29 protein-coding genes are annotated in these 24,846 nt (G+C 56.3%); 3 read left to right on the top strand and 26 right to left on the bottom strand.

Annotation, left to right across the window (positions count from 1 at the left end; genetic code table 11):
- Nucleotides 1-36: 36 nt before the first annotated feature.
- Nucleotides 37-1,005, bottom strand: a complete 969-nt coding sequence (locus BM254_RS16235) for a beta-ketoacyl-ACP synthase III (protein WP_092006198.1) — start codon at nucleotides 1,003-1,005, stop codon at nucleotides 37-39.
- Between the two features lie 185 nt (nucleotides 1,006-1,190).
- Here BM254_RS16235 and BM254_RS16230 point away from each other — a divergent pair, with 185 nt between their 5' ends.
- Entirely contained in the window at nucleotides 1,191-1,433 is a 243-nt protein-coding gene (locus tag BM254_RS16230; protein WP_092006324.1) for an HP1242/YdcH family protein, read from the top strand.
- 20 nt (nucleotides 1,434-1,453) lie between these two features.
- Here BM254_RS16230 and BM254_RS16225 read toward each other — a convergent pair whose 3' ends face one another.
- The 13 genes from BM254_RS16225 to BM254_RS16165 form a co-directional block, all read right to left on the bottom strand.
- Complete coding sequence (locus BM254_RS16225; RefSeq protein ID WP_092006195.1) at nucleotides 1,454-2,656, bottom strand: MFS transporter; 1,203 nt, start codon at nucleotides 2,654-2,656, stop codon at nucleotides 1,454-1,456.
- Between the two features lie 133 nt (nucleotides 2,657-2,789).
- Complete coding sequence (locus BM254_RS16220; protein ID WP_175497291.1) at nucleotides 2,790-3,644, bottom strand: mechanosensitive ion channel domain-containing protein; 855 nt, start codon at nucleotides 3,642-3,644, stop codon at nucleotides 2,790-2,792.
- 21 nt (nucleotides 3,645-3,665) lie between these two features.
- Entirely contained in the window at nucleotides 3,666-4,934 is a 1,269-nt protein-coding gene (locus BM254_RS16215; protein ID WP_092006192.1) for a tyrosine-type recombinase/integrase, read from the bottom strand.
- An 853-nt stretch (nucleotides 4,935-5,787) separates the two neighbouring features.
- Nucleotides 5,788-6,387: a PEP-CTERM sorting domain-containing protein gene (locus BM254_RS17920; protein WP_092006189.1), complete on the bottom strand. Its 600-nt coding sequence runs from the start codon at nucleotides 6,385-6,387 to the stop codon at nucleotides 5,788-5,790.
- A gap of 223 nt (nucleotides 6,388-6,610) precedes the next feature.
- Entirely contained in the window at nucleotides 6,611-8,083 is a 1,473-nt protein-coding gene (locus BM254_RS16205; protein ID WP_217647768.1) for a complex I subunit 5 family protein, read from the bottom strand.
- A 17-nt stretch (nucleotides 8,084-8,100) separates the two neighbouring features.
- Entirely contained in the window at nucleotides 8,101-9,597 is a 1,497-nt protein-coding gene (locus tag BM254_RS16200) for a complex I subunit 5 family protein (RefSeq protein WP_092006183.1), read from the bottom strand.
- Entirely contained in the window at nucleotides 9,594-11,063 is a 1,470-nt protein-coding gene (locus BM254_RS16195; RefSeq protein WP_217647767.1) for a complex I subunit 5 family protein, read from the bottom strand. The genes BM254_RS16200 and BM254_RS16195 overlap by 4 nt, the downstream gene beginning before the upstream one ends.
- Nucleotides 11,060-11,410: a cation:proton antiporter subunit C gene (locus BM254_RS16190; protein ID WP_092006180.1), complete on the bottom strand. Its 351-nt coding sequence runs from the start codon at nucleotides 11,408-11,410 to the stop codon at nucleotides 11,060-11,062. The genes BM254_RS16195 and BM254_RS16190 overlap by 4 nt, the downstream gene beginning before the upstream one ends.
- Complete coding sequence (locus tag BM254_RS16185; RefSeq protein ID WP_092006177.1) at nucleotides 11,407-12,108, bottom strand: MnhB domain-containing protein; 702 nt, start codon at nucleotides 12,106-12,108, stop codon at nucleotides 11,407-11,409. Before BM254_RS16185 ends, BM254_RS16190 begins: the two co-directional genes overlap by 4 nt.
- Nucleotides 12,105-12,383 carry a Na(+)/H(+) antiporter subunit B gene (locus BM254_RS16180; protein WP_092006175.1) on the bottom strand — a complete coding sequence of 93 codons (279 nt, stop codon included), beginning with the start codon at nucleotides 12,381-12,383 and terminating at the stop codon, nucleotides 12,105-12,107. The genes BM254_RS16185 and BM254_RS16180 overlap by 4 nt, the downstream gene beginning before the upstream one ends.
- Entirely contained in the window at nucleotides 12,373-12,693 is a 321-nt protein-coding gene (locus tag BM254_RS16175; protein WP_092006172.1) for a cation:proton antiporter, read from the bottom strand. Before BM254_RS16175 ends, BM254_RS16180 begins: the two co-directional genes overlap by 11 nt.
- Nucleotides 12,686-13,000 (bottom strand): MrpF/PhaF family protein, encoded by a 315-nt coding sequence (locus BM254_RS16170; protein WP_092006169.1) that lies wholly within the window; start codon nucleotides 12,998-13,000, stop codon nucleotides 12,686-12,688. Before BM254_RS16170 ends, BM254_RS16175 begins: the two co-directional genes overlap by 8 nt.
- Nucleotides 12,997-13,461: a Na+/H+ antiporter subunit E gene (locus BM254_RS16165; protein WP_281248077.1), complete on the bottom strand. Its 465-nt coding sequence runs from the start codon at nucleotides 13,459-13,461 to the stop codon at nucleotides 12,997-12,999. Before BM254_RS16165 ends, BM254_RS16170 begins: the two co-directional genes overlap by 4 nt.
- A 259-nt stretch (nucleotides 13,462-13,720) precedes the next feature.
- On the opposite strand from BM254_RS16165, the gene BM254_RS16160 reads away from it, so the two are divergent.
- Nucleotides 13,721-14,077, top strand: coding sequence for a c-type cytochrome (locus BM254_RS16160; RefSeq protein ID WP_092006164.1), 357 nt, complete (start codon nucleotides 13,721-13,723; stop codon nucleotides 14,075-14,077).
- 407 nt (nucleotides 14,078-14,484) lie between these two features.
- On the opposite strand, the gene BM254_RS16155 is transcribed toward BM254_RS16160, so the two are convergent.
- The 12 genes from BM254_RS16155 to soxC all read right to left on the bottom strand — a co-directional run bounded on the left by BM254_RS16155 (nucleotide 14,485) and on the right by soxC (nucleotide 23,575).
- The gene (locus BM254_RS16155; protein ID WP_092006161.1) at nucleotides 14,485-15,420 is read right to left on the bottom strand and encodes an MBL fold metallo-hydrolase; all 936 of its coding nucleotides are present in this window, start codon (nucleotides 15,418-15,420) and stop codon (nucleotides 14,485-14,487) included.
- Between the two features lie 42 nt (nucleotides 15,421-15,462).
- Complete coding sequence (gene dsbG / locus BM254_RS16150; RefSeq protein ID WP_092006157.1) at nucleotides 15,463-16,227, bottom strand: thiol:disulfide interchange protein DsbG; 765 nt, start codon at nucleotides 16,225-16,227, stop codon at nucleotides 15,463-15,465.
- 29 nt (nucleotides 16,228-16,256) lie between these two features.
- The gene (locus tag BM254_RS16145) at nucleotides 16,257-16,772 is read right to left on the bottom strand and encodes a GlcG/HbpS family heme-binding protein (protein WP_092006154.1); all 516 of its coding nucleotides are present in this window, start codon (nucleotides 16,770-16,772) and stop codon (nucleotides 16,257-16,259) included.
- Nucleotides 16,773-16,800: 28 nt separating this feature from the next.
- Complete coding sequence (locus BM254_RS16140) at nucleotides 16,801-17,262, bottom strand: DsrE family protein (RefSeq protein WP_092006151.1); 462 nt, start codon at nucleotides 17,260-17,262, stop codon at nucleotides 16,801-16,803.
- A 3-nt stretch (nucleotides 17,263-17,265) separates the two neighbouring features.
- Entirely contained in the window at nucleotides 17,266-19,023 is a 1,758-nt protein-coding gene (gene soxB, locus BM254_RS16135; protein WP_092006148.1) for a thiosulfohydrolase SoxB, read from the bottom strand.
- 88 nt (nucleotides 19,024-19,111) lie between these two features.
- Entirely contained in the window at nucleotides 19,112-19,417 is a 306-nt protein-coding gene (locus BM254_RS16130) for a hypothetical protein (RefSeq protein ID WP_092006145.1), read from the bottom strand.
- A 25-nt stretch (nucleotides 19,418-19,442) separates the two neighbouring features.
- Nucleotides 19,443-20,282: a sulfur oxidation c-type cytochrome SoxA gene (gene soxA, locus BM254_RS16125; protein WP_092006142.1), complete on the bottom strand. Its 840-nt coding sequence runs from the start codon at nucleotides 20,280-20,282 to the stop codon at nucleotides 19,443-19,445.
- Between the two features lie 51 nt (nucleotides 20,283-20,333).
- Entirely contained in the window at nucleotides 20,334-20,645 is a 312-nt protein-coding gene (gene soxZ, locus BM254_RS16120; RefSeq protein WP_092006139.1) for a thiosulfate oxidation carrier complex protein SoxZ, read from the bottom strand.
- A gap of 24 nt (nucleotides 20,646-20,669) precedes the next feature.
- On the bottom strand, nucleotides 20,670-21,158 hold the full coding sequence (gene soxY / locus BM254_RS16115) for a thiosulfate oxidation carrier protein SoxY (RefSeq protein WP_217647766.1): 489 nt from the start codon (nucleotides 21,156-21,158) through the stop codon (nucleotides 20,670-20,672).
- A 19-nt stretch (nucleotides 21,159-21,177) separates the two neighbouring features.
- Entirely contained in the window at nucleotides 21,178-21,531 is a 354-nt protein-coding gene (gene soxX, locus BM254_RS16110) for a sulfur oxidation c-type cytochrome SoxX (RefSeq protein ID WP_092006133.1), read from the bottom strand.
- A 51-nt stretch (nucleotides 21,532-21,582) separates the two neighbouring features.
- On the bottom strand, nucleotides 21,583-22,260 hold the full coding sequence (locus tag BM254_RS16105) for a c-type cytochrome (RefSeq protein ID WP_092006130.1): 678 nt from the start codon (nucleotides 22,258-22,260) through the stop codon (nucleotides 21,583-21,585).
- Nucleotides 22,244-23,575, bottom strand: a complete 1,332-nt coding sequence (soxC, locus tag BM254_RS16100; RefSeq protein WP_092006127.1) for a sulfite dehydrogenase — start codon at nucleotides 23,573-23,575, stop codon at nucleotides 22,244-22,246. The genes BM254_RS16105 and soxC overlap by 17 nt, the downstream gene beginning before the upstream one ends.
- Before the next feature lie 316 nt (nucleotides 23,576-23,891).
- Here soxC and BM254_RS16095 point away from each other — a divergent pair, with 316 nt between their 5' ends.
- The gene (locus BM254_RS16095; RefSeq protein WP_217647765.1) at nucleotides 23,892-24,842 is read left to right on the top strand and encodes an MBL fold metallo-hydrolase; all 951 of its coding nucleotides are present in this window, start codon (nucleotides 23,892-23,894) and stop codon (nucleotides 24,840-24,842) included.
- The last annotated feature ends 4 nt before the right edge of the window (nucleotides 24,843-24,846 follow it).

Genomic DNA, 24,846 nt, shown 5'->3' with positions numbered 1-24,846 from the left:
CGGGGTCAGATGAACGCTTTCATCTGACCCCTTTTTTCAATACCGAAGCAACGCCGACCCCCAGGTAAACCCACCCCCGAAGGCCTCCAGCAACACCACCTCATTCCGCTTGATCCGCCCGTCCCGCACAGCCACATCCAGCGCCAAGGGAATAGATGCCGCGGACGTATTCCCATGCTTGTCCACGGTCACCACCACCTGATCCATCGGCAGCTTAAGCTTCTTGGCCGTCGCCGAAATAATCCGTAGGTTGGCCTGATGCGGCACCAGCCAATCCACGTCACTCTTTTCCATATTATTGGCTTCAAGGGTCTCATCGACGATCTTGCCCAGGGTATTCACCGCCACCTTGAACACCTCGTTACCTTTCATCTCCACGAAGGCAAGACCGGCTTTCACCCGCTCGAAGTCATCGGCAATGCCGCAAGGAACATGCAGCAGCTCTTCGTACTGACCGTCCGCGTGGATATGGGTGGAGAGAATGCCGGTTTCTTCGTTGGCCTCAAGGATCACCGCACCGGCACCGTCACCGAACAGCACACAGGTACCGCGATCTTCCCAGTTGAGGATCCGGGAGAACACTTCTGCGCCAATCACCAGGGCTTTCTTGCTGCTGCCGGTCTTGATGAACTTGTCCGCAACGGAGAGTGCGTAGACAAAACCGCTGCACACAGCCTGAATATCAAAAGCCGGGCAGCCGTGAATGCCGAGGCGAGCCTGGAGGATGCAGGCGGAGCTCGGGAAGATCTTGTCCGGGGTGGAAGTGGCAAACACGATGAGATCGATGTCTTCAGCCTTGATGCCGGCTGCTTCAATCGCCCGGAGTGAGGCCTGCTCGGCGAGGTCGACAGTGGTCTGTCCGTCCTCGGCAATGTGCCGCTGCTCGATACCGGTACGTTCCCGAATCCACTGGTCGGAAGTATCCACCAGAGACTCCATGTCCTTATTGGTCAGGATCTTCTCCGGAAGATAGGAGCCGGTGCCAGCAATTCGGGCGTAGGTCATGCTTGTTATTCCTCAGGTGTACGATTTTCAGTATGGCATTGGGTGCAATAGTGCCATCCTATACTTTGACGACCCCTGAGGTTATTAGCGATTTGTCAAAGACCCCACAGGAATGTTCCAGTTCTACTATGATGATGGAGGAGCCAAACGCTCGCTCAAATTCAGTTAACTGGAGGCAAGTCACCATGGGCATTACCAGCCACGAACTCCAAAAGGAATTTCCCGAATACAAGGACCGAATCGAGGAACTCAAAGCCAACGACATGAAATTCAGCGAGAAACTCACCCGCTACTCGGAGTTGGACCAGGAAATCGAAGGGCTGGAAAAAAGAGGTGGACCCATCAGTGATGACAAAATGCACCGGTTGAAGACGTGGCGAGCCCAGCTGAAGGATGAGCTCTACCAGACATTAACAAACGGTAAGTAAATTCCGCGCACCCTTAGATCCTATACGGAACTGGTGGCGCCAGCCGTTGAAAGCTGGCGCCAGGCCATAAAGAAAATCATCAGTCCCGCCACCGCGGTGGTCGCACCGACATAACCCGTGGATTCCCACCCGAAGCCCGCTGTAATTGCCAGACCACCCAACCAGGGCCCCAAGGCGTTGGCCACGTTGAAGGCAGCGTGGTGGGAAGCGGCAGCGAGGGTCTGAGCGCCGCTGGCCACATCCATCAGGTGAGTCTGCAGGGCAGGCCCAAGCCCGACCATCAGCGCCACCAGGAAACACATTCCCATCATTAGCCAGAGGTTGTCAGTGGCGAGCGGGAATAGCAGGAGCGTGCCGGTAGCCCACAACAGCAACCAGCCGACCCCTCTGAACTGAAGGCGGTCAAAGATCCATCCACCCAGGATGTTTCCGGTGAATCCGCCCAGCCCGAAGATGAAAAGAACGACCGGAATCCAGCCATCCGACACTTCAGTAACTTCCAGAAGAGTTGGCGCCAGGTAGCTGAATACACAAAACATTCCTGAGAACCCGATTGCTCCAATGGCCAGCGGATACCAGATCTCCGCCCGGCCAAAAGCCCGGACCTCATGCAACGGGCTGTTGCGTTCCTCGTTACGATCAACCGGGAGGAAGCTGTATACCGACAGCCCGGTAACCAAGGCCATCAAACCTACGAAGGCGAAGGCATAGCGCCATTCCACGCTTTGTCCCATCAGGGTTGCCAGGGGATTGCCAATGAGCAGAGCCAGAGTCAAACCAATCATGACCCGACTGACCGCCTTGGCCCGCTGGTTGACGGGTACCAGGGACGCAGCAACAAGTGCAGCCACACCGAAGTAGGCACCGTGGGGCAGGCCGGCGATAAACCGGGAGACCAGAAGCGTGCTGTAATCACCCGCGACCGCACTGGCCAGGTTGCCCAGGGCATAGAATCCCATCAATGCGATCAATAAATGACGCCGGAAAAAGCGCGCGCCGATGATGGCTAGCAAGGGAGCGCCTACCACCACACCCATAGCGTAGGCACTGATGAGGTGACCAACCTGAGGCTCGCTCACTCCCAGGTCGCTGGCCACGTTCGGCATGAGCCCCATGAGCGCGAATTCACCGGTGCCAATGGCGAATCCACCCAGGGCGAGGGCAATCTGGATCAATATTGCCTGTGTCGGCGTGACGGATTGCGCTGCGTTCCTGGCTGACATGGGTTTCCTTTGGAAAGTGGAGGGGAAACCGAGCATTGTCGCGGAGATTGGGGCTGATTTTTATAGGCAATTCCGCGAACTGATAAGTCTGGATGGAGAGTGCCTAAAGGCCGCAACAGTGAATTCGGGATTCTCAGGCGTTCTTGCCAGAAAACGCTCGGTTGGCGAAAACCTCTGAGAGAATGGCCTGCTCAACATGACTCCGCTGCCCGGATTTCACGGGTAGTCGGACGATAAGATGGATTTCCCCGGCCGCCGGGACCTGAATGCTGACCTTCGGGTCTACGGACGGCACCTCCAGCCCGCGCGAAATACCAACCTTGTTCATGTATTTCCGGACAGTTTCCAGGTAAGGCTCGCATTGGCGCCTGGCCGATTCGAGAAGGGCTTGCTGGGCTGCAGGCCAGTCGTCCTCCCGCTTGAACGGTACAGTGAAAGCGTGAAAATCCCAGTTGTCGGTGAAACTCTCGTTGATAACAGGTTCTGACACAAACAGTGAGTTGGGTATTACAACCATGCGGCCCGTACGATGATGGCCCGTCTTGCCAGGGCCGACCTCCATGATCGTTGTGGCTAGGAGCGTCTGGTCGATCACGTCGCCACGAAAATCCTTCACCTGAATGCGATCTCCCAGATTGAACGACCTGGCGCCACCTTTGAGAATCGAGCCGGACATGCACAGAATCAATTCCTTGGTCGCAATGACAACAGCGGCGGCGATGGCGACGATGGACAGTGCCAGGGCCCGGATCTGATCTCCCCAGATCAGCGCAAGGCCCAGTATCCCCAGCAACAGAAACCCGTTGCGGGAGTTAACCAGCAACCTTCCACGCAGTTCTGAGGAAGTCACGTTCTTTCGGATGAATCGGGCGGTCAGGGTTCGCAGGATAATAATGGCAACGACCAAGAGAGCCGTGCTCACCAATAACCGAAACATAGACCCCGGTACTGAAAAGTTTTCCGGCAACAAGGCCAGATTTTCCAACATATTCAAGTTCCCTGTGTTACTTCAGACCAGTCGGCGTCGGCCCTCGGTGCGCCTTCTGACCTGCTCGGAATTCACGTAAACCGATTCGGTGAAAGTAGCATTGGCGTGTCCGAGCTCTTCGCTGATGTGCCGGATATCGCCACCGGCCTCTATCGCCTGGCTGGCACCGGTATGCCGAAGATAGTGGGTCTCGGATCGGATCGCCAGCATCTGTTTGGCTTCATCGCTAAAACCTTCTCGCTCCATTCGATCGGCAGTGCCGACCATGGCCTGCTCATAGATCCGCTGAACCTGCCTTTTACCAATCGCATCTCCTTTTTTGGAAGGAAGGATCGGTGTGGATTCGCCGGGAACGGGCAGGGGGGAGGTGAGTCCCAGATGTAATCGCCATCGTTTCAGGTAATCAAGGTAGGCATCAGGCAGAGTAACCTGACGCGTCTTGTCGCCCTTACCGAAAACCGAATAAACCCAGTAGGGCTCGCCATCGACGATGGTTCGTCTGAAATCGCCAAAGGTGGGCGTTCGCATCTGGCCCCGGTCGACAGGTCTTGGGGCTAATTCGCTGACGCGCAGAAACAGGCTTTTCATCGTTACGATCACGAAAAGATGACGTTCGAACTTGGCATCGGCGCTGGCCAGTTCGGTCAGCGTTTCCAGCAGGTAGGACCATTGCCAGTCCGTGAGCCGCCGCACCTCGGCATCGCGGTCCTGGTTCAGGTTTGGCTTGGCATTCCGATCCCGTTTGCGAACATCCAGCAGTGGGTTTCGTTGCAGGTAATCGCGACTGACCAGGTACTTGAAGAACGTTTGCAAGGCGGTGCGACTGGCGTTGAGGCTGGCCTGGGATACGGAATAGGGCGTGTTCGTGTCCTTGGACCGCAGGGCCATTGGGCGCCAATGGGGATTGAAACGCCGCAGGTCAGCACTGGCGATAAAGGCCGGGTAGATCCCCCGGGACACCCAGCCTGCGGGTGGCGTCTTTATAAAGGAGAAATAACTGCTTACCAGGTCGGTGTCCGCCTGGGATAGGTGACGCTTTGCGACCAACCAGGTGTAATTCAGAAACCTCTGAATCTCGCTTCGAAAGCGGTTGTAAGTGCCTGATACATCGCTGTATTTGACCAGAAATCTGTGAGCGATCTGGAAGTCTTCAAGAGCCGCATCGTGGTCAACTGGCAGGGAGGCCAAAGCGGCACGCAAGTCTGGATAGAGCTCGAGATCGGCCTGTTCATGGATGAGTTCGGCGGTATCGAATACTGGAAAACCGGGGAATCTGGCTTTGGAGGTCATGCGAGGGTCTTTCTGATGGTGGGTTCAGGGCGTTAAAATGCCGCCCAATGTCCAATACTCCTAAATATTGGACATTATGTATATCCTCTTGAAATCAGAATGTTACCTTAATATCTGTTTGGTGTAACTGAACTGTTTGGTGGTTTGGTTTTGCGTTTGAAAAACTGAACGCGCTTTTGTCGTATCGAGGTGCGTTCGACCGTCGAGCGTTTGCGGGGATTCTAAAAAGGGGTCAGATGAATGCTTTCATCTGACCCCGGTGTCGGGATCGCTGGTCATGGTGGATTGATGCACTTCGGTGTTTCTTCAGCTCGGGGTTTGTCCGGGGGGTTGTTCCAGGAAAAGGGGTCTGATGAAATCTTTCATCTGACCCCGGACTTACGCGACTTGTGAGATGGGAGCGGAAGATGAAATGGAAGCTTTGGTACCAGGGTTCATCAGGGTTCGAAATAGCGACAATGCACCGAGTTCGCTGCGGAGAATAATAAGGGGTCAGATGAAAGCATTCATCTGACCCCGATCTGACCCCGGCGGTTGTTGGTAGGTCTGAAGAATGTGGCTTGAGCTATCGTTCTCTATAGATTTTTGGGAAGGTGTGTGGTGCCCTGATTTTTAGCTGCGCCAATCCGGTACTGCGCATAATGTATATTATGTTAAAAGCGGTAAGTGCTCCCATAAATCCCACTAAACAAATGCTGATGGCAAGACAGTCTTCCTGGCTTGCGGGAAATCAGCCTCAGATCGCGACACAGAGGCTGCTGTAATCTGTAACAAGCAAGAGGGCTTCTAGCTACCCGCCTGTTCGGCAAGATGCCGGAATTTGGTGATCAAAAGACAGAGAAGTGTCTGTGGCTCAAGCATTCCATCTGCGTCTCGCCACTCCCATTCCGGCAAGACCGATACCTAAGAGTGCGAGAGTACCGGGTTCCGGTACCGACGCCACCGCATCGCTATCAAAAGTGAAGTTGTCCCACACCATACCCTCACCTGCAACAATTGAATCCGGCTGGTAAAACTCGACACGCCAAATTGAGGGATCGCTTGCAGCGATAGTGGCTTCGGTTCCAACTCCGATTCCCGTTCCGAAAAACTCGTCAAAATCGACCAAGTTTCCAGCTACTGGGGAGTCGTAAGCATCAATCCGAATACCATTCCCACCAACATCCCTCCCGAAAATTGATACAAACGAGACGGCCGACGAAAAAGTGGCAATTATAGGATTGTCGGCTTTTGGTCGGAACGTGTCAGAGCTTGAGTAGATAGCCAGTGGATCTCCTAATGTTGACGTCCATGTCGCGTTGGAAAACGTCACACCCAACCCCGCGTAAAACTCACCAACCGAGCTACCAGCAGTCCCGTCGTTGAAATCGATCGTAATTGGTGCTGCGTTCACTGTTGTAGCCGACAAGAAAATCGATAGTGATGCCAGAAACGTGGTTTTTGCTCTTTTCATTGGAAAGCCCCTTTTGATTTAGTTACAAAGCTTAGTACAGCAAAAAAAGGGCCATTTTTAAGAAAATGTTTTTTGTTAGTGTAATTAGGAGAGAAGGAGATGGATGGACAATCACAACATGTAAATAATACTGACGAACCATCTGGAAACCTTTCCTATATGCTTGTTGTCTAAACTTCATGAGTTTCACGGGAAAGTTTAATCACCACAAACAGCGCCAGACTCAGCCAAGATCGGAGCCATTACGTCCCCTGGTAAACCACCCCACCGCAGCTATCGCCGTTGCGACCACGATTGGCCAGCACAGGCTCCAGAGTTCACCTGGTGTCAGCACGAACCACGAATGTCCTGCCTCGGATCGGGCTCCAGGTAAAAACCAGAATCCCACGAGGCTGCAAACCGTTGCTGCCACCCAGCCCAGCCATTTGAAAGGATGGTTATGCCCTCTCCGAGCGCTTTGATGGAGCGTCCAGATAAATCGCCAGATCAGGAGCATGGTGGCAACAGCCCCGGCGGTCATTATCAGGGGTAAGTATTCCGCCACGGCGAAATCATACTGTTCAAGCTTCAATTCAGCCTTCATGGCGAGTTTGGCGGCTGCACCACTGGTAAACGGCAGGCCCGCGAGTGAAAAACCGGGTAATGCTATTAGCAACCACAAAGTCCACCGGAACCGGCGTTGTGTTGGCAGCTCCACTGCCGTGGAAAGGAAAAGGCACCCTTTGGCCAGGCCATGGTGTAACGCATACAAGGCGATGACAGAGAAAAGCGTTGCCGCCTGTTCCATATTTGCCATAGCGGCGCCAACCATCAGGGTAATCAGCCCCATCTGGCTGATGCTCGAATAAGCCAGAACGGTTTTCGGGCGAACCTGTTTTAAACCGAGTGCTGCGCCGCCGAGCGCTCCGATCGCACCAAGAACCACGAGCGTATTGCTCCAGGCTGGCAACGACAGTTCGCCGAAAGGCAGCGTAACGAGCCAGCCAAGTAATCCTGCCTTGATCATTGCACCGCTGAGCACGGCACTGGCCGGTGTTGGCGCGACCGGATGTGCCAGTGGCAGCCAGAAGTGAAGAAACGGAAGCCCCGCCTTGACGCCGAAGCCGGAGACCAGCAAGGCGATGATCATTCCGCTCCGGTCCGATTCTGCAATGGCTCCGGGCAGCTCGGTAAGCAATGTGCTGCCGGCCTGATGGGCCGCCATCAGCAGACCGGTGAGCAGGGCCATCTCGCCTGCCACGGCCATGGCGAGGTAGACCCGCCCTGCCCGGTTGGCTTCGTCGGTACGCTCATGGACTACGAGCCCATAGGCGGCGAAGGTCATGAGGGCAAAAAAACTGTAGAAGCTGGCAAGATCCACAGAGATTATCAGGCCCAGGTTGCCCGTTAACGTGAGGGCCCAGAACAAGCAGAATGGGCGTAGTTTCCGTGTCTCCAGGTAGCCAACCGCAAAGATACCGGCCGTTGCCCAGAGCACAGACGTGAGCAGAAGGAAGGTCTGCCGTAGCTCATCCAGCCCCCAAAGCCCGCCAATAAGTAACCAGGGAAGCTCCAGCCAGTGATGGAGTTCGGCCATCAGACCCGCCAGTATTGCCGGAAGTGGCAGCAGTGGCAGGCTGTACCGGTAAATTGTCTGCCACTGGGGCCTGATGGCCAGGAAAAGAGAGGCCAGAGGGAGAATCACGGTCATCAGCATTAGTGGAGAGGCAATCATCACAGGTCCACCTCCCTTGCCACAATCAGTTCGACCCATCCCAACGGGCTGAACGAAGCCGAGGCCAACAAGCCGGCCAGCACGAGGAAGCCGGCAGTAATCAGCGGGGGCCATAGCAGCCAGGCGCTGGTTTCAAAGCGGCCCCATTGACGTTCCTCGGGCCACGCGTTTTTCTGCTCGCGGAACCATATTCTGTTCAGTACCGGCAAAAAGTACGCGGCGTTGAGCAGGCTACTGATCACCAGCACGGCAATCACCCAATCCATGCCAGCTGCTAGAGCTCCGGTTCCCATGGTCCATTTTGTGATGAATCCCGCCAGTGGTGGTGTTCCGATCATGCCGAACGCGGCAAGGGTGAAAGCCACAGAAGTACCCGGCATCCGCCGCCCCGCACCGTCAAGTTCATCGATTCGGTGTATGCCCAGTGTTTCGGCGTAGTTGCCTGCGCAGAAGAACAGTGTGATCTTCATGACGCCCTGATGAACCAGATGGACCAGGCCGCCGGCTACGCCCACCGGCCCGGCCAAACAAAGTCCCAGAATGATATAAGACACCTGACTGACGGTTGAGAACGCCAGTCGTCGTTTCAGGTCGGATTGACTCAGCGCCCTTGCAGAGCCATAGATGATCGTGAACGCAGCAATGGCGGCCAATCCCCATAACAAACCCAACGCATTTGCTGTTTCCAGGCCGTAGATTTCGAACACCACCCGGACAATGCCGAAAGCCCCTGCTTTTACCACAGCCACGGCATGCAGCAGCGCGCTGACCGGCGCCGGTGCCACCATGGCCGTTGGCAACCAGCCATGCAGCGGCACTATGGCGGCTTTTACGCCTAAACCGGCAATCAGAATCACGAAAACAAGTGTCAGGGGCGCCTGCAGATCCGGTGACATATCAGCAAAGTGACCGCCCGGCCGGAACGGCAGGTCACCGGAAAAACCGTGGAGCATGGCGATCCCGAACAACAGAACCGCGCCTCCGGTGAGCGTGTAGATAATGTAGGTGCGCCCGGCCCGCAATGCCTGTTGGGTTCCGCGGTGTACCACCAGAGGATAGGTGGAGAGCGTGAGCATCTCGTAGAAAAGAAAGAAGGTGAACAGGTTGCCCGCCAGGGCGATCCCCATGGTGCTGGCTACGCACAGGCTGAAAAAACCGAAGAATCGACTTCGATTCGGGGAGTCTTCCAGGTAACCCACCGCATAAACCGTGGTCAGCAGCCACCATGATGCAGACAGTCCCGCAAACAACATGGCGAGGGCGTCCGCACGGAGCACGAATTCCACCCCTGGGATCATGGGGAAAGAAATCCCGTACTCCCTGCCCTGAAACACACCCCAGATCATCAGGCCGACCAGCAGGAGCTTCAGTACTGCGGCGATAAGGTTTACGGCGGTTCGGAGTTGGTGCTTTTGTTCGGGCAAGGTGAAAATGATGACGGCCGCAGTAAGGGAGGTCATCAGTGCAAAAACCGGTAGCAAGGCGCCGGTAGTCATGTGCCCTCCCCGTTGGCGAACGTCAGGGCCATCACGGAAAGTACCGGCTCGGCCATCAGGCCAAGTCCCAGGGAAAGCAGCGCCAAAATCATCGGGATGATCTCAAGGCGCCGGGCAGGATGAAAGAAATGATCGATATTGGAGTCTTCGACAAATGAGGCTCGATACACCCGGAATACATAGGCAGCAGACAATAATCCGCCACCCAGAAGCACCACCAGCCACCACCATTGGCCGGTGGCGAGGCTTGCCTGAAGGAATAGCCATTTTGCGGCGAAACCGCCGGTCGGTGGCAAGCCCATTAGCGATACCCCTGCCAGGCCAAACGAAAACAGGGAAAACGGCAGAAAATGGCTGACTCCGGCCAGCGCATTCACCCGATTGCTACCTACCGACATGATCAGATTCCCGGCGGAGAGAAACATCGCTGCCTTGGCGAGGGCGTGGCTGATCACCTGCAGGGTCATGGCCTGTTGTGCCTGAAGTGCCGCGGCCTCCGTGGTATTCCAGGTCAGCGGGAACAACAGGAACAGGTAACCGATCTGCGCGACCGACGAGTACGCCACAACCTGCTTGAGCTTCCGCTGCCGCAACGCCTGCCAACCACCCCAGAACACCGCCATACCTCCCAGTAATCCGAGCAACTGAGCGAGGGCAAGTGAACCCAGGGGGGCACCCAGTTCGAGCCAGAGCCGTGCCGCGATATAGAACGACCCTTTCACCACCAGTGCTGACAGCAGAGCGCTGACCGGAGATCTCGCGATACCGTGAGCCGGTGGCAACCAGCGGTGCATCGGAAACAGCGCTGTTTTCAGAGCTAGACCAAAAAGCATCAGTACCAGGGCGAAACCAGTGCCATCCCCGGAGCTGTCCTGACCCAATGCGGATGCAATTCCCGAGAGCGAGAGGCTGCCAAACTCACCATAGAACAGAGCGACGCCCAACAAATAAGCCAGGGAACCCAGCAAAGCGGCCATCAGGTAACGAAGAGCAGCCCTTAAGGCTTCCGACTGCCCGCCAAGCGCAACCAGGCCAACCGCCGACAGGCTTATCAGCTCCAGGCCCACGTACAGGTTGAATAGATCGTTGCCCAGCCAGACGACATTCAGGCCAGCCCAGAGAAACCAGAACAGCGGCCAGAAATACCGGTGCCACTGTTTATCCGGATCCAGGTAGAAGCCTGCGTGCAGCCCGGAGGCCGCAGCCACCAGCGCGGTCAGCAGAACAAACGTCACCGCCAGGCCATCCACCCGTAGCTCTATACCCAGGGGCGCCTGCCAGCCACCCAGCGGATACTGAAAGCCTCCGTCTCTGACAACAACCGCCCAGAGCGCCAGTGATACCAATACCTGAATCGCTATTCCAAGCCACGTTACTACCCGGCCCCGCCTGAATCCGGCCAGTAGTGTCAGGACTGCCCAGGCAAGCGGCGTAAACAACAGCCCGGCCATCAACCACAGGGTCATTCGCGTGGAGCCTCCCGGACCTCGCGAGGCCCCTGGTGCGGGAGAGTGTCCCGGGCAGGATCTTCAAGAGCGGTCTTTCCGGAGAGATGGAAATAGCGCCGGATCAAGACCACTGCCAGTGCGGTGGCAGCAATGGCAACCACGATGCCGGTGAGCACCAGGGCCTGGGGCACCGGATCCGGTCCGGAGCGGTGCTGGGCGAGGCCGACCAATACCAGGAAAACTCCGGAACCCATGAGATTGAAAGCCAGCAGCTTACGCAACAGGTGCGAGATTACGATAAAACCGAATAGGCCAATGCCGCACAAAGCGGCTCCTGCGAAGGCGTACAACAAGGAAGGCGTCATCCGGAACCGCCCTCTTCCGGTTCCTCTGCGTTATTGACCGGAGCGGAGACAAACAGCGCGAGCAGTACCATGGCAATGGAGAGCGTCAGAACCGTCTCGATGACAACGATAAGAGTCTTTGCCAATTCGGGAGGGTACGCCAGGAACTCGCCTCCGTGCAGAGCACTGGTGACAGCAACAAGAAGGAACACGGCGAAACCCAGTGAAAGTCCGAGCCGAAGCATTATGCCCGGGCGCAGAAAGTCCATCGGAATGCCGCCGAGTCGCATCAGAACCCCGCTCGCCGCCAGAACGGCTCCGGCCTGAAAGGCGCCGCCGGGCCGATCGGACCCGGCCCACAGCAGATATCCGGCCAGCAACAGCATCAGTGGGATTAACCAACGTTGAAGCGCATACAACAAGGTATCCGAGGTTCGAAGCTCCGGATCTTCCAGCGATGAAGTCCTGGCCACTGAGATCCCGGCAATGCCGGCAATCACCAGGACACCGATTTCAAGCAGCGTGTCGTAGCTTCGAAAATTAAGAAGCACCGCGGTGACCGGGTTCTCGACACCACTTTGGTCAAGGTTTTCTCCCAGCAAACCGGGCAAATCGACCGATGTGGTGGTTATCGCAATCTGCCAGATCGAATAGGCCAGGCCAGACACAAAAGCAAGACAAACCGCGGTGGCAGGCAACAGGGTCAGAATGCGTTTCATGACGGTTCTTCCTTGTTGTCATCGCCTCCGGACTTGCCGTTCGAAAGATGGCGGGCAGCGTCCAACAGCAGCACCCCCGTCAGTCCGGCCCCAATGGCTGCTTCGGCAAGCGCAACATCGGGTGCATGCAGGCGTACCCAGGCCAGGGCCATCAGCAAACCGAAAGCAATAAAGAAGACAACAGCCCGGAACAGGTCACGGGACCACAGGACGCTCCCGGCCGTTACCAACAGAGCTATGACAAGCAGAACATCCAGCAACCATTCAGCCATCATCGTCCTCTGTCCTGGGGCCGCCTGAGGTATTGCCCCGTACCGCCCGCGCTACAAGATGCGCAGAGGTGGCACTGGCTGCCAATGCCACAACCCAGATCAGCAGTGTCTTGAAGCCGGCGGCAAAAGAAGGCGCCAGAGGCAGTAACGCCAGCACAATGAAGCCCAACCCCAGGTTATCTGCCTTGGTCAGCGCATGAATACGTGTAAGGGTATCGGGGAAACGGAAAAGACCAAGACTGCCCAGTGCAAAAAACACGCAGCCCGCGACCAGCAGAACCAACTGAACCGCAATCACCAATCCGTCAAACATGGGGCTCCTCCCTGGACTCAGCATTGCCCGACTCCTCTGCCGTGTCTTCCCGGTCAATCCTGACCACTCGGGTGACAAAGGCTGCCACGGCCAGAACCGACAATACGGCAAGGATCAACGCCACATCCATCAGCGCCGGCCACGAATGGGCATATGCCAGTACCAGCAACAAGGCAACGCCGGTGGTGCCAAATAACTGGGACGCCAGCATCCGGTCTGCTGCCTCCGGACCACGCCAGATACGGATCAGGGCAAGGAGCAACGTGAGCAGAAGAAAGGCAGCAACGCCCAACAGGACCACGGTCATGCTCTGACTCCTTCCGGCGGATCAAGCGTGATTCCAAAGGCTCGTGCGACCTGAAACTCAGCCTGACGAACGCCAGGTTCGATCGCATCACTGGTATCCAGGCAGTGGACGGTCAGCTGGTTCTCTTCCAGGTGTACGCTGAGAGTTCCCGGCATCAGCGACAGGGTGTTTGCAAGCAACCAGCGAGGGCCGCCTTCCGGCAGACGGAGGGAGAGCGTGATCTCTCCGGGTTTGATGGGCAGTGACGGTGTCAGCAGACGCCTCGCCACATCAACGCCGGCGATCACGGAATGGCCGAGGAAGTAGGCCATAAACTGCAACAGTCCCAGCGGTCGAAGCCGATGGATGGAAGGGGGAAACAGCAGCACGGATAATGCGGCGACCAATGCAATCACTACCGCGCCGAATCCCCAGGCCGAGGGGTCCCCAACGGTTAACATCCACCACACCACGGCGAGCATAACTGCACGGGCGGCAAAGGTCGCAATAGGTGACGCCGGCGCCGGCTGCATAGGTACTCCTTTTACCTTGTCAGAGGTTCGGGTTCGCTAGCTCCCTGTCATAACCTCCAAAAGCCTAACACAGTCAGGTTGGATGGCGGCACCGGCTGGAATAACGGGGGTTCCTGATCTAATTTTAGTCAAGAGGTCGCAGTCTTGGTCAATACCATTGGTAGTAATCTCGGACGATTAAACCAGGATTAAACGAAAGGAAGCAGATATGAAACGGACCAACTTATCAATCGCGCTGGCAGGCTGCGTTTGCCTTTCCCTTGGCTCAGTGACGGTACTGGCTGACTCCCACGGAAAAGGCACTATGAAACTGGCTGAAGAAAAACAATGCATGGCTTGTCATACCACCAGTGAAGAGGTTCCCCGTGCGCCCTCCTTCCAGAGCATCGCCCAGAAATATACCAAGGACGATGCAGACCGACTTGTTCAGGTCGTTCTTACGGGCGGTGAGGATCACTGGGGCTCAGCGGAAATGCCCGAGATGGATGCCCGTGCAGAAGTGAGTGAGAAAGAGGCAAGAAAACTGGTGAACTGGATTCTGGATATGCGCTCAGAAAAAATGTGAATATCCGGGGGTATTGGGCAAAGGAATCAGGCCGGAGGCAAATTCACTGCTCCGGCCTTCTCTTTTCCGCCCAACAAAAAGCGGCAGTCAAAACTTCCAGAACGGTGTCCGAAGTCTTGCTTCAACAACTTCCGGCGAAACGCCTGCATCCAGAAGCAGACGGGGGTCGGTGTTCTCTACGAGGCGTACAAATTTGCGCTTCATACGCCAACCTTTGAACCAGGTAGCAGCTGTTTTCATGGTCTCTAATCATCCTGTTAGTGTTACGGCAAGCGAATCGTGCCTTGGTAGTCATTAGGGAACTATTCTAATGCTTACCTTTTTCTAAACAGATGCTTAGAAACCACTACTTCCGGCCTTCGTGGCGGAAGTAGTACCGGCTAGTACCTACTAAAATCATCCCTGGGTCAGAAATACTCAAACTCGAGATCCTGGTAAACCCGCCCGGCATTCTTGCCGGCCAGTTCCTCGAAAGTATCGAGGTAGGACCACTCGGACTGGTCGATGTTGTAGGCTTCGTCCAGTCCACCGCCCTGCTCCAGGATCTCGATCACCGCGTTACGAAGGAAGACGAGGTAGCCACGGGTTTCCTTGGTCACCACATCGATGGTGGTCGGCTCGCCATGCCCAGGAATCACGATTTCCGGGTCCAGTTGTTCGGTCATCTTGTCGAAAGATTCGATCCAGGCGCCGGTCTCGGTATCCTCAAACACAGCGAGCAGGCGTTGATGGAAGCCCAGGTCGCCGGTGATCACCAGTTTTTCCGCGGGTAACCAAAGAGCAATGTCTCCCGGCGCGTGGCCCGGGCCGAAATAGTGCAGTTCGATGGTTACGTCCCCCATTTCCAGGTCGTAACGCTCATCAAACCCAATATCGGGCACGGCAACGTAGGTTCCCTCAGCCTTGTCCTTCATCCGGCGCTGCATGGAGGCCAGTTTCACTTCGCCCTGATGCTCGAACTCGGCAATGGCTTCGTTCTGCGCGATGATCGACACTCCCTGGTCTCGCCAGTAGCTGTTGCCCAGCATCGAGTGTCCCTGGGCGTTCTCATTCACCACGTATTTGACGTCTTTATCGGTGATGCTGCGAATGGAGTTATGGAAGGATTTGGCCAGTAGATAGTTATCACCGCCGTTGAAGACCACCACACCCTTTTCCGTGATGATAAAGCTGAGGTTGTTGTTATGGCCGTGGTTTTCGTAGGTGCCCGGCGCGGTTGCACCGATGGCCGAGTAGACCCGGTCGGTAACTTTGGTGAGTTCCAGTTGCTCGGGAATGCCATTGCTTGCATTGACAAATCCGGGAATGATCAATAACGCCAGTAACAGTCCTCGAAAACCCATTGTTATTCTCCTTGTACTAACAATCCGGAGCGAATAGCCACTCTATTCCGGATACCTGAAAACCGCTTCGGATAACGCCGAGTCATCAGGCAGGCCGACGATCTTGCGTATTTCTCCGTCCGGATCTTTGTAGAAGACCGATGGAGTCGCTGCCACCGACAGCGTCTCCATCAATTGATTGTTGCTCTGAACCTTTTCCCTCAGGTCTTTCGGCACATTTTCTTCGGATTCCAGCCAGTCCCTGGGGAACTGGCTGTCATGGAATTCAAGCTTCTGCACCGGGTTCTCCGCCCCAAGTACGCTGGCTGCCTTGGCCAGGCTGGAAGGCTGGATGATGCCGACCATGATGTGGCGCAACTCGATACCGCGCTCCAGAAATGGCTGGGCTTTTTCACGGAACGCGACGCAATAACCGCAGTTGGGATCGGAAAAGACATAGACGATGCGCCGGGCATCACTGGGTCCCTCCGAAACCCAGGCGGCGTCCGCCAGGGTTTCCCAGGCTCCGGTCAGGTCCGGTTTCGGGAGCCAGTTTCTGAGGTGGTTCGCACTCAGATCCTGGCCAAACCCGTCCACCATCTTGCCGATAATCACATGCTCGCCATCCGGCATGAGGTATAGCGAAACCGGATGTCCGTTCCTCCGGCCGACAAAACCTTTAAGGCCACCCGGCGCTTCAAAGCTGGCCTCGACCTTCAGGCCCTCATCAATCAGGACCTGTACGGCATCCGGGTAACTCGCGGATACCGCCATTGTGGGCAGCAGAAGTACTGGGGAAAGAACTTTCAGAATACTTCGTAGGATCATGATTCCCCGCGAGTTTTAATGAAAACCAATCAGAAGGACGCCATTTCCAGGTCCATTTCCACGGCCGCGACACCGGCCTGGGCACACATTTCATCGGTCTCCCCGGAAGGTGCGCCACTTACGCCGACACCGCCGATGGTTTCACCGCTCGCCTGGATGGGAACGCCCCCGGCCGAGAGCAAGACGTTATCCACCTTGCCGACCGAAAACGGGCCGGTGAAACGGTCCTCGAGCGCCGAAGTCGGGCTGGTGAAGGTCATGGCGGTGTACGCCTTGCGGTAACTGACCTCGAGGGACAGATCCATGGCCAGGACATCCCGCAGAACCACCTGGGGATGTCCGCCGCGGTCAACGACTGTTACCGAAACCTGAACGCCCTCCTCCCGGCATGCATCGATAGCCGTTTTTGCGATGGTGAGGGCGGTATCCATGGACAGTTTCTTGATCTCGACCATGACCGGCTGGTCGCTGCCCTGGGCGCCGGCAATACCACTGGCGGCGAGGGCTGAGACGAACATCAGGGATTTTGACAGCTTGGTCTTCATGACATGCTTCCTTTATATAGAGGGACGATCATGGGCGAACAAGCACATAGCCTTCTTCGACCACGTCCAGGATATGGGCAACTCCCACGTCGACCGGGATGCTTTCAGGATGAAGTTCGGGTCGTGTTCCCGACTCCCTTTCGATGGTGTTGATTGTGTTCATGCAGACGGTGAACCGGACGCCCTGGGCCATGAGGCTGTTAATTCTTTCCTGGCGGCTGTTGTCTGCGTACATCAGACGAACACCGGGCCCAAAGGTGGTTATCTCGATATCAATCGCATCCGGGCCATAATATTCGAGGAGGTTTGCGGCAACGCTCAGTACCTTGTTCTGCTTTTCAGGTTCACCATCACTTAGTTGCATGAGCAGGAATTTCTCGGCAAACGGCTTGCTCTCGCTTACCGGTTCCGCGTGGAGTATGCCCGCGGCAACACAGAGCATCAGGCCCAGCACCGCTGCCTTGGATCCGGCGAAGAAATTCCTGTTCATGGCTTATCCTGCGTAGTCTTCAAGCCCCGGATTGCCCTCCACATTCTTGAGCTTCGGGGTGTTGAACTTGTCAATTTTCACGGTCTTCTCTGACCGCAGATAATCGGCGACCACATCCCAGATCGGTCGGCCCGGTGCCCTTGAGTTCACGGTGGCCCAGCCAGCAACCTTGTACATCTTGTTGGCCTCGATGGGCTCGCCATTGTCCAGACGCATATCAGAGATACGGCCGTTCATGGAGCTGGTGGGATCACAGGTGTAATCCATGCCACCAACGCGCACCATGTCCCCGCCCTGCTGGTAGTAGGGATCCTTGTTGAACAGGTTGTCGGCCACATCTTCCATGATCAGTTTCAGATCCGCCCCGGACATCTCCCGGACGTAGGTTTCCGGATAGGTGATTGCGGTGGCGTTCATCACGTCATCCATGGTGATGTGATCACCCGGTAGCACCGTGGTCCCCCAACGGAAACCGGGCGAGAGGGCAATCTGGGCATCGAGCACCTTGCGTTGGGCATCACAGATCACCTGGTCCATGGTGCCGTTAAAATTGCCCCGCCGGTACAGCAGCTCGTCCGCGATGGCCAGCTTCTCACCGAGCTTGTCCATGTATGGCGCCCGGACTTCCTGGATAAAGTTGACCATGTCGGGATCCGGCTTGATCAGATCGGAGAAAACCGGCAGCAGTTTGTATTCATAGCCCCGAACTCCGTTATTGCCGATATCCAGGTCCAGCACGGCAACGTATTTGCCATTGGTGCCGGCGTTGCTGACCAGCGTTTTGCCGCCCGGATTGCTGACTTCTGTCGGCTGCGGCACGGCATCGTGGGTATGGCCGCCCAGAATGGCATCGATGCCGGTAACGCGGCTGGCCATCTTCAGGTCAACGTCCATGCCGTTGTGGGAGAGCACCACGACCGCATTGACCTTCTCGTTCTCACGGATTTCGTTAACCAGCGCCTGCATCTCGTTCTCACGAATGCCCATGCGCCAGTCAGGAATGAAATAGGACGGGTTCGCAATCGGTGTATAGGGAAAGGCCTGGCCGATGATGGCAACACGTTTACCACCGAGCTCGCGGATGGTGTATGGCTTGAAGACCCGGCCGCTAGCCTCGTCATAGGCCTCTGCGCCCATGAACATGGCTTCATCGGAGAGGAAAACATTCTGGGCCACAAATTCGCCCTTGAAGGCACTGAGATTCTTGCGGATCTGCTCTTCCGGATAGGTGAATTCCCAATGCGCGGTCAGGATATCGATGCCAAGACGGTTACTGGCTTCGACCATATCCTCGCCGTTGGTCCAGTAGGCTGTACCGGAGCCCTGCCAGAGGTCACCGCCGTCAAGCAACAGGGAGTTGCCGGCACCGGCCTGCTCCCGGAGCTGGTCAATCAGGGTTTTCAGGTGCGCAAAGCCGCCCAGCTTGCCGTATTCCTGCGCGGCTTCAGTGTAATTGAGATAGGTAAAGGCATGGGATCGACGGCTATCCAGAGGAACGCCGAAATGATCCAGGAAGTGTTGTCCCACCAGATGCGGCACTTTGCCTTTGTTGGCCCCAATCCCCAGGTTCACGTTGGGTTCGCGGAAATGAACCGGTGACAGCTGGGCGTGGATATCGGTGAGATGAAGCAGTCGGACATTGCCGAACTTCGGTGCGTTGTACAGTCCCTCGCCGCCTTTTGCCAAAGCAAGTTTCGGCGCAAGCCCGGCTACGGCTGCCGCTTGCATTGCCATCAGGAAGTCTCTGCGGGAAATTGTCACTGCACTCTCCTTTCATTCTTTGTAGTTATTGGAGGGACCGGCTCCCCGGGTCACTGAACGGGAAGCCGGTCAGGTTCGGCTCACGGCGTCAGTTACCTATGGCGACATGGCGCCACGCCTCCTTTTGCTGTTTACGCTGGGCGACGGACTCCTCGGCAAGCTTCAGAGCCTCATCGGCCATGGCAATGGCCTTTTCATAATCGCCATTGTCAGCCGCGGATTTCGCGGCTTTCAGACGGTCGCCGGTGATGGTCCACTGAAAGGTTCCGGCATCCTGATGGGTGCTTTGGGCCTTCGAGTAAACCTCCTGAAAGTCCTCTTTCGGACCCGCCTGGGCGGCCAGCGGAACAGACAGAGCAAGCGAGATACCGATTGCGAGTAAAGGTTTTTTCATTGCGTTTCTCCCTCTGCGTTCCTGACTATGGCCGTGTTGCCGGTCCGACGACTGGCAGGCCATTACTCATGTAGGTCAGGAAATACTCGAGATTGCGGTATTCCTCACTTTGTGCCGGCAACGGATCCGCACGAACGTTGTTGTTGCATCCTGCGAAACGCCGGTGCAGCGTACCCAGCTCACCCCACTTGGCCCGGTGTACCGGGAAGTTCGCCGGTTGCCCGACGGTTGGTGACAGGAAATCCGCCCGAATCCACTTGCCTGGATTCTGCACATGACAGCTTGCGCAGGAGAAATTCAGTTGCCCCCGCCGGCTGTAATAGAACTCCTTGCCATCCTGGTAGGCAGCCAACGCATCGGGATCATCCGGTACCTTGATGTTGATGGGCTTGCCCTGGGAGGTGGATGCCATGTAAGCGGAAATCGACGCGATGGCCCCTTTCTTCCATTTCAGGGGCTCCTCACCATTGGCCTCTCGACACCGGTTTATGGCGAGTTCAAGCGTGATCACCTCGTTCTTTTCTGTGTCGAAGTAGGGATAGTTCTGGCGAATACCGATGCCACCGTTTTCGAAACAGCTGGCGTAGGTCTTGCCATTGGCGAACGGCGTTTCGAACATCTCCTGCCCTTCGGCTACCGCAAATTCGTAGGGTGGGAAATCCTGCATGGATTCCCACTGTTTGCGGCGGTCGTCGTTCAGCGCGTACTGGCCGTTCACGAATTCCTCGAATGGCACATCCGGGAACATCTGCTTGAAGTATTCAACCGTTTCTTTCCGGTCTTCTTCAGGTGTCGCTCCCGCCAGTGCCTGGGGCACCGCGAGCGCCGCCCCGAGAGCGACCAGAATGACTTTCGCTTTAAGCATGTCCAATCCTCCTTTTCGGCGGCTCAGGAGGTTCCTGTCCGCCGACCATCTTCAGGCGATCGTTGCGGTGGTTGAATCGCTTGCGCCCTCGTTATCGATCCAGCTGATGGTGAGCTCGTCACCCTTCTTGGCTCCCTTGAATCGACACTCGAGGAATGGATCCTTGGATACCGCCGGGCCCCAGTTGGCAACAAACACGTTCTTGCCGTTGTGGGAAATGGTCAGAACCTTGATGAAGTGGGCAGGAATGACATTGCCTGCCGAATCCTTTACAAACCCTGAGTCCATGGGGTGTCGGACCAAGGCTTTCAGCGATGTCACACCATTATTTTCTACTGCACGTACTCTGATACTGGACGCCATTATTGTTCTCCTGTCCTTTTACTGTTAGCCGCCGCAGCCGCCAACGGTGACTTTCACGTTCTGGGTGGCCTTGTAGGCTTTGCCGTCAGAAATAACGACCGCTACCACATCTGTCGTCTCTGCCATCTTCAGGCGGTTGGACACAAACGGCAGGGTGCCTTCGGGAACGTCGAAATAGGCCGCCAGGGCATTCGGGTTCTTGGCTACCAGCAACGCGATGCCAGTCACGTTCGGAAGTGTGGTTTCGACGCTCACCGGTACCACTGCACCGTTCTGCGCGATCGTTGGCAGATCCATGGTGATCTGGTCGGATTCAGTGGCCTCCATTCCGTAGAGTTCGGCAATGGTCTCATCCACCCCGGGGGTCTTGAACGCCTTCTCCGGCCATTCAGATGCATCAGGTGCAGTCGCAGCCTCGACTCGCAGTGGCACAATGCCGGAACCCAGTGCAAAGCCGGCAACGCCGACACCCAGCATTCCCTTCAAAAAGCCTCTTCGCCTTTGGTCAGTCACGGTAACTCCTCCTCCGCATTTAAAGCGTGTACAGGTAATCGATGATCCGGTTGATTTCTTGTTCGCTCAGGATCATGTGTCGTCCGAATGGCGGCATGACCGTCATCGGGTTGAACTGGGTCTCGTCCCAGATGCGTTTGAACAGCATTTCCCGGTCGGGAAAACGGGCTTTCATGTCGGCAAGTTCAGGGCCGATGTTCCCGGTAAGTTTGCCGTCATCCATCTTGTGGCAGGCCAGGCAGTTGCCGTCCTTCCGGCTGTATGCGAGTTCTTTGCCCCGATCGATATCAGCCTGGGTCGGTTCGGCGAACACCGGCGCTGTGGCGCTCAGTGCGAGTGTGGTCAAGCACACGGAAATTAACCCTTTTCGCATCACGCATTCCTCCTCGGCACTCTTTGGAGCTGTTGCTCCGGTTCAGCCTTCTTATTCTGTAATCCCCTCGTCGAGGGGCCCGGTTGTGCTTGGTGTCAGGTTCTTGCCCGCAGCGGATTCGGACACAGTGACCTCCTCTTTGCAGTTCTCCATGCAACGCTCGTTGTTCACCACCGGTCGCGGGTCTTCCCAGATGAAGCCATCGTGATTGGGCATCTCCACCTGCGGGAGTGTTTCCTTGTTAGCCACGAAGTCGGCTTCCACTATGTAGTTGAGGTTCAATACATAGGCCGTTACGGCATAAACCTGGTCATCCGTCAGGGATTGCGGCGCGAAGAACGGCATGGCCCGGTGGATGTAGTCCCAGAGCGTGGAGGCGTAAGGCCAGTAACTGCCCACGGTTTTCTCCGGACGGTCCTCGGTGAGGCTGCCATCCCCGCCTGCAAGCTTGGGATACCGGCCCATACCCTCACCAAAGGCGCCATGGCATGAGGCACAATGGGTCTCGAAAACAGCCATGCCTTCATCGACACTGCCACTGCCCTCAGGCAGCCCCATGCCGTCTGGACGCACATCGATATCCCAGGCTGCAATCTGTTCATCGGTTGCAGGTTCGCCATAGCCGTAATATCCGGTCTGCTCGGCCGCACCGAGGATGGGCACTGAGGCAAGGATCACACCACAACAGGTACTGGCGAGCAGGCGTGGTGTTTTATGAAAGCTGAACATTGACCACACTCCCGTCTCCGTTGACTTTCCAGGTCTGGATCGCGTTCTTGTGATAGATCGAATTGGTGCCGCGGGCCTGCTTTAGCTGGGCCAGCGTCGGTTGCACATATCCGGTCTCATCAATGACCCGGGATTGCAGCAGTGCGGGATTGCCATCCCACTTCCACTCCAGGGAGAACCGGGTCAGGGATTTGGACATCACCGGCTCACGCAATTGCGCCTGTTGCCAGTTCTGGCCGCCGTCAACCGAAACGTCGACAGCTTTCACCTTGCCGCGGCCGCTCCAGGCGAGACCTTCGATCTGACAAACCCCCTTGCTCTTCAATGGCATTTCAGGGCATGGCGAGGTGATGACCGATTTGGCTTCCATGACCCAGGTGAAGCCATGGGCGGTGCCGTCGGGCATCAGGTCCGTGTACTTGGACGTTTCCTCCCGCTGCATCCAGGGTTTGTCCCCCACTTCCAGTCGGCGCAGCCATTTCACATGGGTGTTACCTTCCCAGCCCGGCACTACCAGGCGGATGGGGTAGCCCTGCTCCCGTCGCAATGCCTCACCGTTCTGGGCATAGGCGACAATAACGTCGTCAAGAGCCTTCTCCAGAGGAATACTCCGGGTCATGGCGGCACCATCAGCGCCTTCGGCGAGCAGCCATTTGCCTTCCGGCTTGATTCCAACCTCCTGGAGCAGCGTGGAGAGCCGGACACCGGTCCACTCCGCGCAGCTCACCATGCCGTGCAGGAACTGGAGGGAATTGAGCTGGGCGCCACGCCATTCCATGCCGCCATTGGCGGGGCACTCGATGAAGTTAATCTGGGAAACACTGGGGAATCGCTGCAGATCTTCCATGGAGAGGATGATCGGCCGGTCAACAAGACCATGAATCATCAGGCGGTGTTGCTGGGGATCGATTTCAGGCCGACCGGCGTGGTGCCGTTCGAAGAAAAGACCATTTGGAGTGATGATGCCTTTGAGGTGTTGCAGCGGGGTAAAGCTGATGGAAGAAACTTTGTCTGCCGTTAGCCAGGGTACGTTCCGGCGTATGACATCTTTCTCGAACGGGGATGGTACACCGTAGGGATCGGTGACCACACCTGGCCCGAGGGTGCGGGTCCACGGCGGAATCTCGGGCGGAAACTGTGTCGAAGCCAGTGCCTTCGGGGCGATGCCCGCCAGAGCACCTCCAACCATGGCACCGCCTGCGGTGAACAGTCCGCTTCTGAGAAAACGTCTGCGTTCTTCTGAGGGTAAGCGTTCTGACTCTTCCAGGGCTATTTTGGACGCATCCTGGTTGAGTCGGCGGAGTTTGCCGAGCATATTGTTTTTCTCCTCCTTCGATGCCTTCTCGGTGGCAGTCGGCCGACTATCAGTGCGGGACTGAGGGGCGGTCTTGTTGTTTCTGTTATAAGGATATAATTTAGTTATAAACCCGTATTTTTGACGTTACAAGTGATTTTTGAATCCGGGTTCATTGGACGTTCGTCGTAAAAACGCTACTTGAGTTGCCATCGAATTGACGTGAATCAATGCGAATACAGGCACTTACGTGGCAGGCAAAAACAATAAAAGGAGTGTCGAAATGAGGACGAGAAAATTTGAAATAGTTATCAAAAATGCGGGATTAGTAAGCGCAATGATGATTGCGTCCGGATCAATGGCCGCCGAATCTGCTTCCGGCTATGCCCCGCTCTCGATTCCGTTCGAAGCCGAACCGGTCAGCGTGGACAACGTTTATTATTTTGCCGGCCAGTCCGGGGTTCCCGGGAAGCAGAATGAGGGCTTTACCGCCAATGCTGGGTTTGTCATCACCGAGGACGGCGTGGTGGTGTTTGACGCCCTGGGGACACCAAGCCTTGGCGCCGCGATGATCGATAAAATACGTGAACAAACGGAATTACCTATCTCCCACGTGGTGATCAGTCACTATCATGCAGACCACGTTTATGGGCTCCAGGCTTTCAAGGATCTGACCGATGCCCAGGTTATTGCCCAGGAAACGTCCAGTGTCTATATCAATAGCCCCGATGCCGGGCAACGTCTTGAGCAACGCAAACAGGCACTTTCACCCTGGGTTGATGACAACACCAGAGTTGTCGCTCCGGATGTAACCTTCGAGGACGAAACGTCGGTGGAATCGGGTAGCTACAGCTTCAGCATCGTACACGCCGGCCCCGCCCACTCGACCGATGACAGCCTGATGATGGTGCAGCCTGCCGGTGTACTGTTTTCCGGAGATATCATCCAGAACGGGCGGGTGCCCTACCTCGCCAGTTCCGAAGTCGATACCAGAAACTGGATGGAAGCCATCGATAAGGTTCGGGAGATGAATCCCAAAATCCTGATACCAGGCCATGGCAAGGCTTCTGAGAATGCCATGGAAGCCCTCAACTTCACCTACGACTATCTGGCGTATGTGCGGGAGCAGATGGGCGCGGCAGTTGAAAACTGGGTTCAGTTCGAGGAAGCCTATGCAGCAACCGACTGGTCCCGCTACGAGGGCCTGCCGGCCTTTGACGCATCCAACAAGGCCAACGCCTATCGTGTTTACCTTGAAATGGAGAAAGCGGCACTTGGCGGCAGCTAGGCCC

It is taken from the genome of Marinobacter pelagius (assembly GCF_900114925.1).
In the GTDB taxonomy this organism is placed as follows: domain Bacteria; phylum Pseudomonadota; class Gammaproteobacteria; order Pseudomonadales; family Oleiphilaceae; genus Marinobacter; species Marinobacter pelagius.
Note: the sequence above shows the minus strand (reverse complement) of the source record. Positions and strands in the feature narration are given on the sequence as shown.

Bases quoted from the DNA above. Each gene is read 5' to 3' on its own strand.
- BM254_RS16235 (WP_092006198.1), bottom strand. From the start codon at position 1,005: ATGACCTACGCCCGAATTGCTGGCACCGGCTCCTATCTTCCGGAGAAG.
- BM254_RS16230 (WP_092006324.1), top strand. From the start codon at position 1,191: ATGGGCATTACCAGCCACGAACTCCAAAAGGAATTTCCCGAATACAAG.
- BM254_RS16225 (WP_092006195.1), bottom strand. From the start codon at position 2,656: ATGTCAGCCAGGAACGCAGCGCAATCCGTCACGCCGACACAGGCAATA.
- BM254_RS16220 (WP_175497291.1), bottom strand. From the start codon at position 3,644: ATGTTGGAAAATCTGGCCTTGTTGCCGGAAAACTTTTCAGTACCGGGG.
- BM254_RS16215 (WP_092006192.1), bottom strand. From the start codon at position 4,934: ATGACCTCCAAAGCCAGATTCCCCGGTTTTCCAGTATTCGATACCGCC.
- BM254_RS17920 (WP_092006189.1), bottom strand. From the start codon at position 6,387: ATGAAAAGAGCAAAAACCACGTTTCTGGCATCACTATCGATTTTCTTG.
- BM254_RS16205 (WP_217647768.1), bottom strand. From the start codon at position 8,083: ATGCTGATGACCGTGATTCTCCCTCTGGCCTCTCTTTTCCTGGCCATC.
- BM254_RS16200 (WP_092006183.1), bottom strand. From the start codon at position 9,597: ATGACTACCGGCGCCTTGCTACCGGTTTTTGCACTGATGACCTCCCTT.
- BM254_RS16195 (WP_217647767.1), bottom strand. From the start codon at position 11,063: ATGACCCTGTGGTTGATGGCCGGGCTGTTGTTTACGCCGCTTGCCTGG.
- BM254_RS16190 (WP_092006180.1), bottom strand. From the start codon at position 11,410: ATGACGCCTTCCTTGTTGTACGCCTTCGCAGGAGCCGCTTTGTGCGGC.
- BM254_RS16185 (WP_092006177.1), bottom strand. From the start codon at position 12,108: ATGAAACGCATTCTGACCCTGTTGCCTGCCACCGCGGTTTGTCTTGCT.
- BM254_RS16180 (WP_092006175.1), bottom strand. From the start codon at position 12,383: ATGATGGCTGAATGGTTGCTGGATGTTCTGCTTGTCATAGCTCTGTTG.
- BM254_RS16175 (WP_092006172.1), bottom strand. From the start codon at position 12,693: ATGTTTGACGGATTGGTGATTGCGGTTCAGTTGGTTCTGCTGGTCGCG.
- BM254_RS16170 (WP_092006169.1), bottom strand. From the start codon at position 13,000: ATGACCGTGGTCCTGTTGGGCGTTGCTGCCTTTCTTCTGCTCACGTTG.
- BM254_RS16165 (WP_281248077.1), bottom strand. From the start codon at position 13,461: ATGCTCGCCGTGGTGTGGTGGATGTTAACCGTTGGGGACCCCTCGGCC.
- BM254_RS16160 (WP_092006164.1), top strand. From the start codon at position 13,721: ATGAAACGGACCAACTTATCAATCGCGCTGGCAGGCTGCGTTTGCCTT.
- BM254_RS16155 (WP_092006161.1), bottom strand. From the start codon at position 15,420: ATGGGTTTTCGAGGACTGTTACTGGCGTTATTGATCATTCCCGGATTT.
- dsbG (WP_092006157.1), bottom strand. From the start codon at position 16,227: ATGATCCTACGAAGTATTCTGAAAGTTCTTTCCCCAGTACTTCTGCTG.
- BM254_RS16145 (WP_092006154.1), bottom strand. From the start codon at position 16,772: ATGAAGACCAAGCTGTCAAAATCCCTGATGTTCGTCTCAGCCCTCGCC.
- BM254_RS16140 (WP_092006151.1), bottom strand. From the start codon at position 17,262: ATGAACAGGAATTTCTTCGCCGGATCCAAGGCAGCGGTGCTGGGCCTG.
- BM254_RS16130 (WP_092006145.1), bottom strand. From the start codon at position 19,417: ATGAAAAAACCTTTACTCGCAATCGGTATCTCGCTTGCTCTGTCTGTT.
- soxA (WP_092006142.1), bottom strand. From the start codon at position 20,282: ATGCTTAAAGCGAAAGTCATTCTGGTCGCTCTCGGGGCGGCGCTCGCG.
- soxZ (WP_092006139.1), bottom strand. From the start codon at position 20,645: ATGGCGTCCAGTATCAGAGTACGTGCAGTAGAAAATAATGGTGTGACA.
- soxX (WP_092006133.1), bottom strand. From the start codon at position 21,531: ATGCGAAAAGGGTTAATTTCCGTGTGCTTGACCACACTCGCACTGAGC.
- BM254_RS16105 (WP_092006130.1), bottom strand. From the start codon at position 22,260: ATGTTCAGCTTTCATAAAACACCACGCCTGCTCGCCAGTACCTGTTGT.
- soxC (WP_092006127.1), bottom strand. From the start codon at position 23,575: ATGCTCGGCAAACTCCGCCGACTCAACCAGGATGCGTCCAAAATAGCC.
- BM254_RS16095 (WP_217647765.1), top strand. From the start codon at position 23,892: ATGATGATTGCGTCCGGATCAATGGCCGCCGAATCTGCTTCCGGCTAT.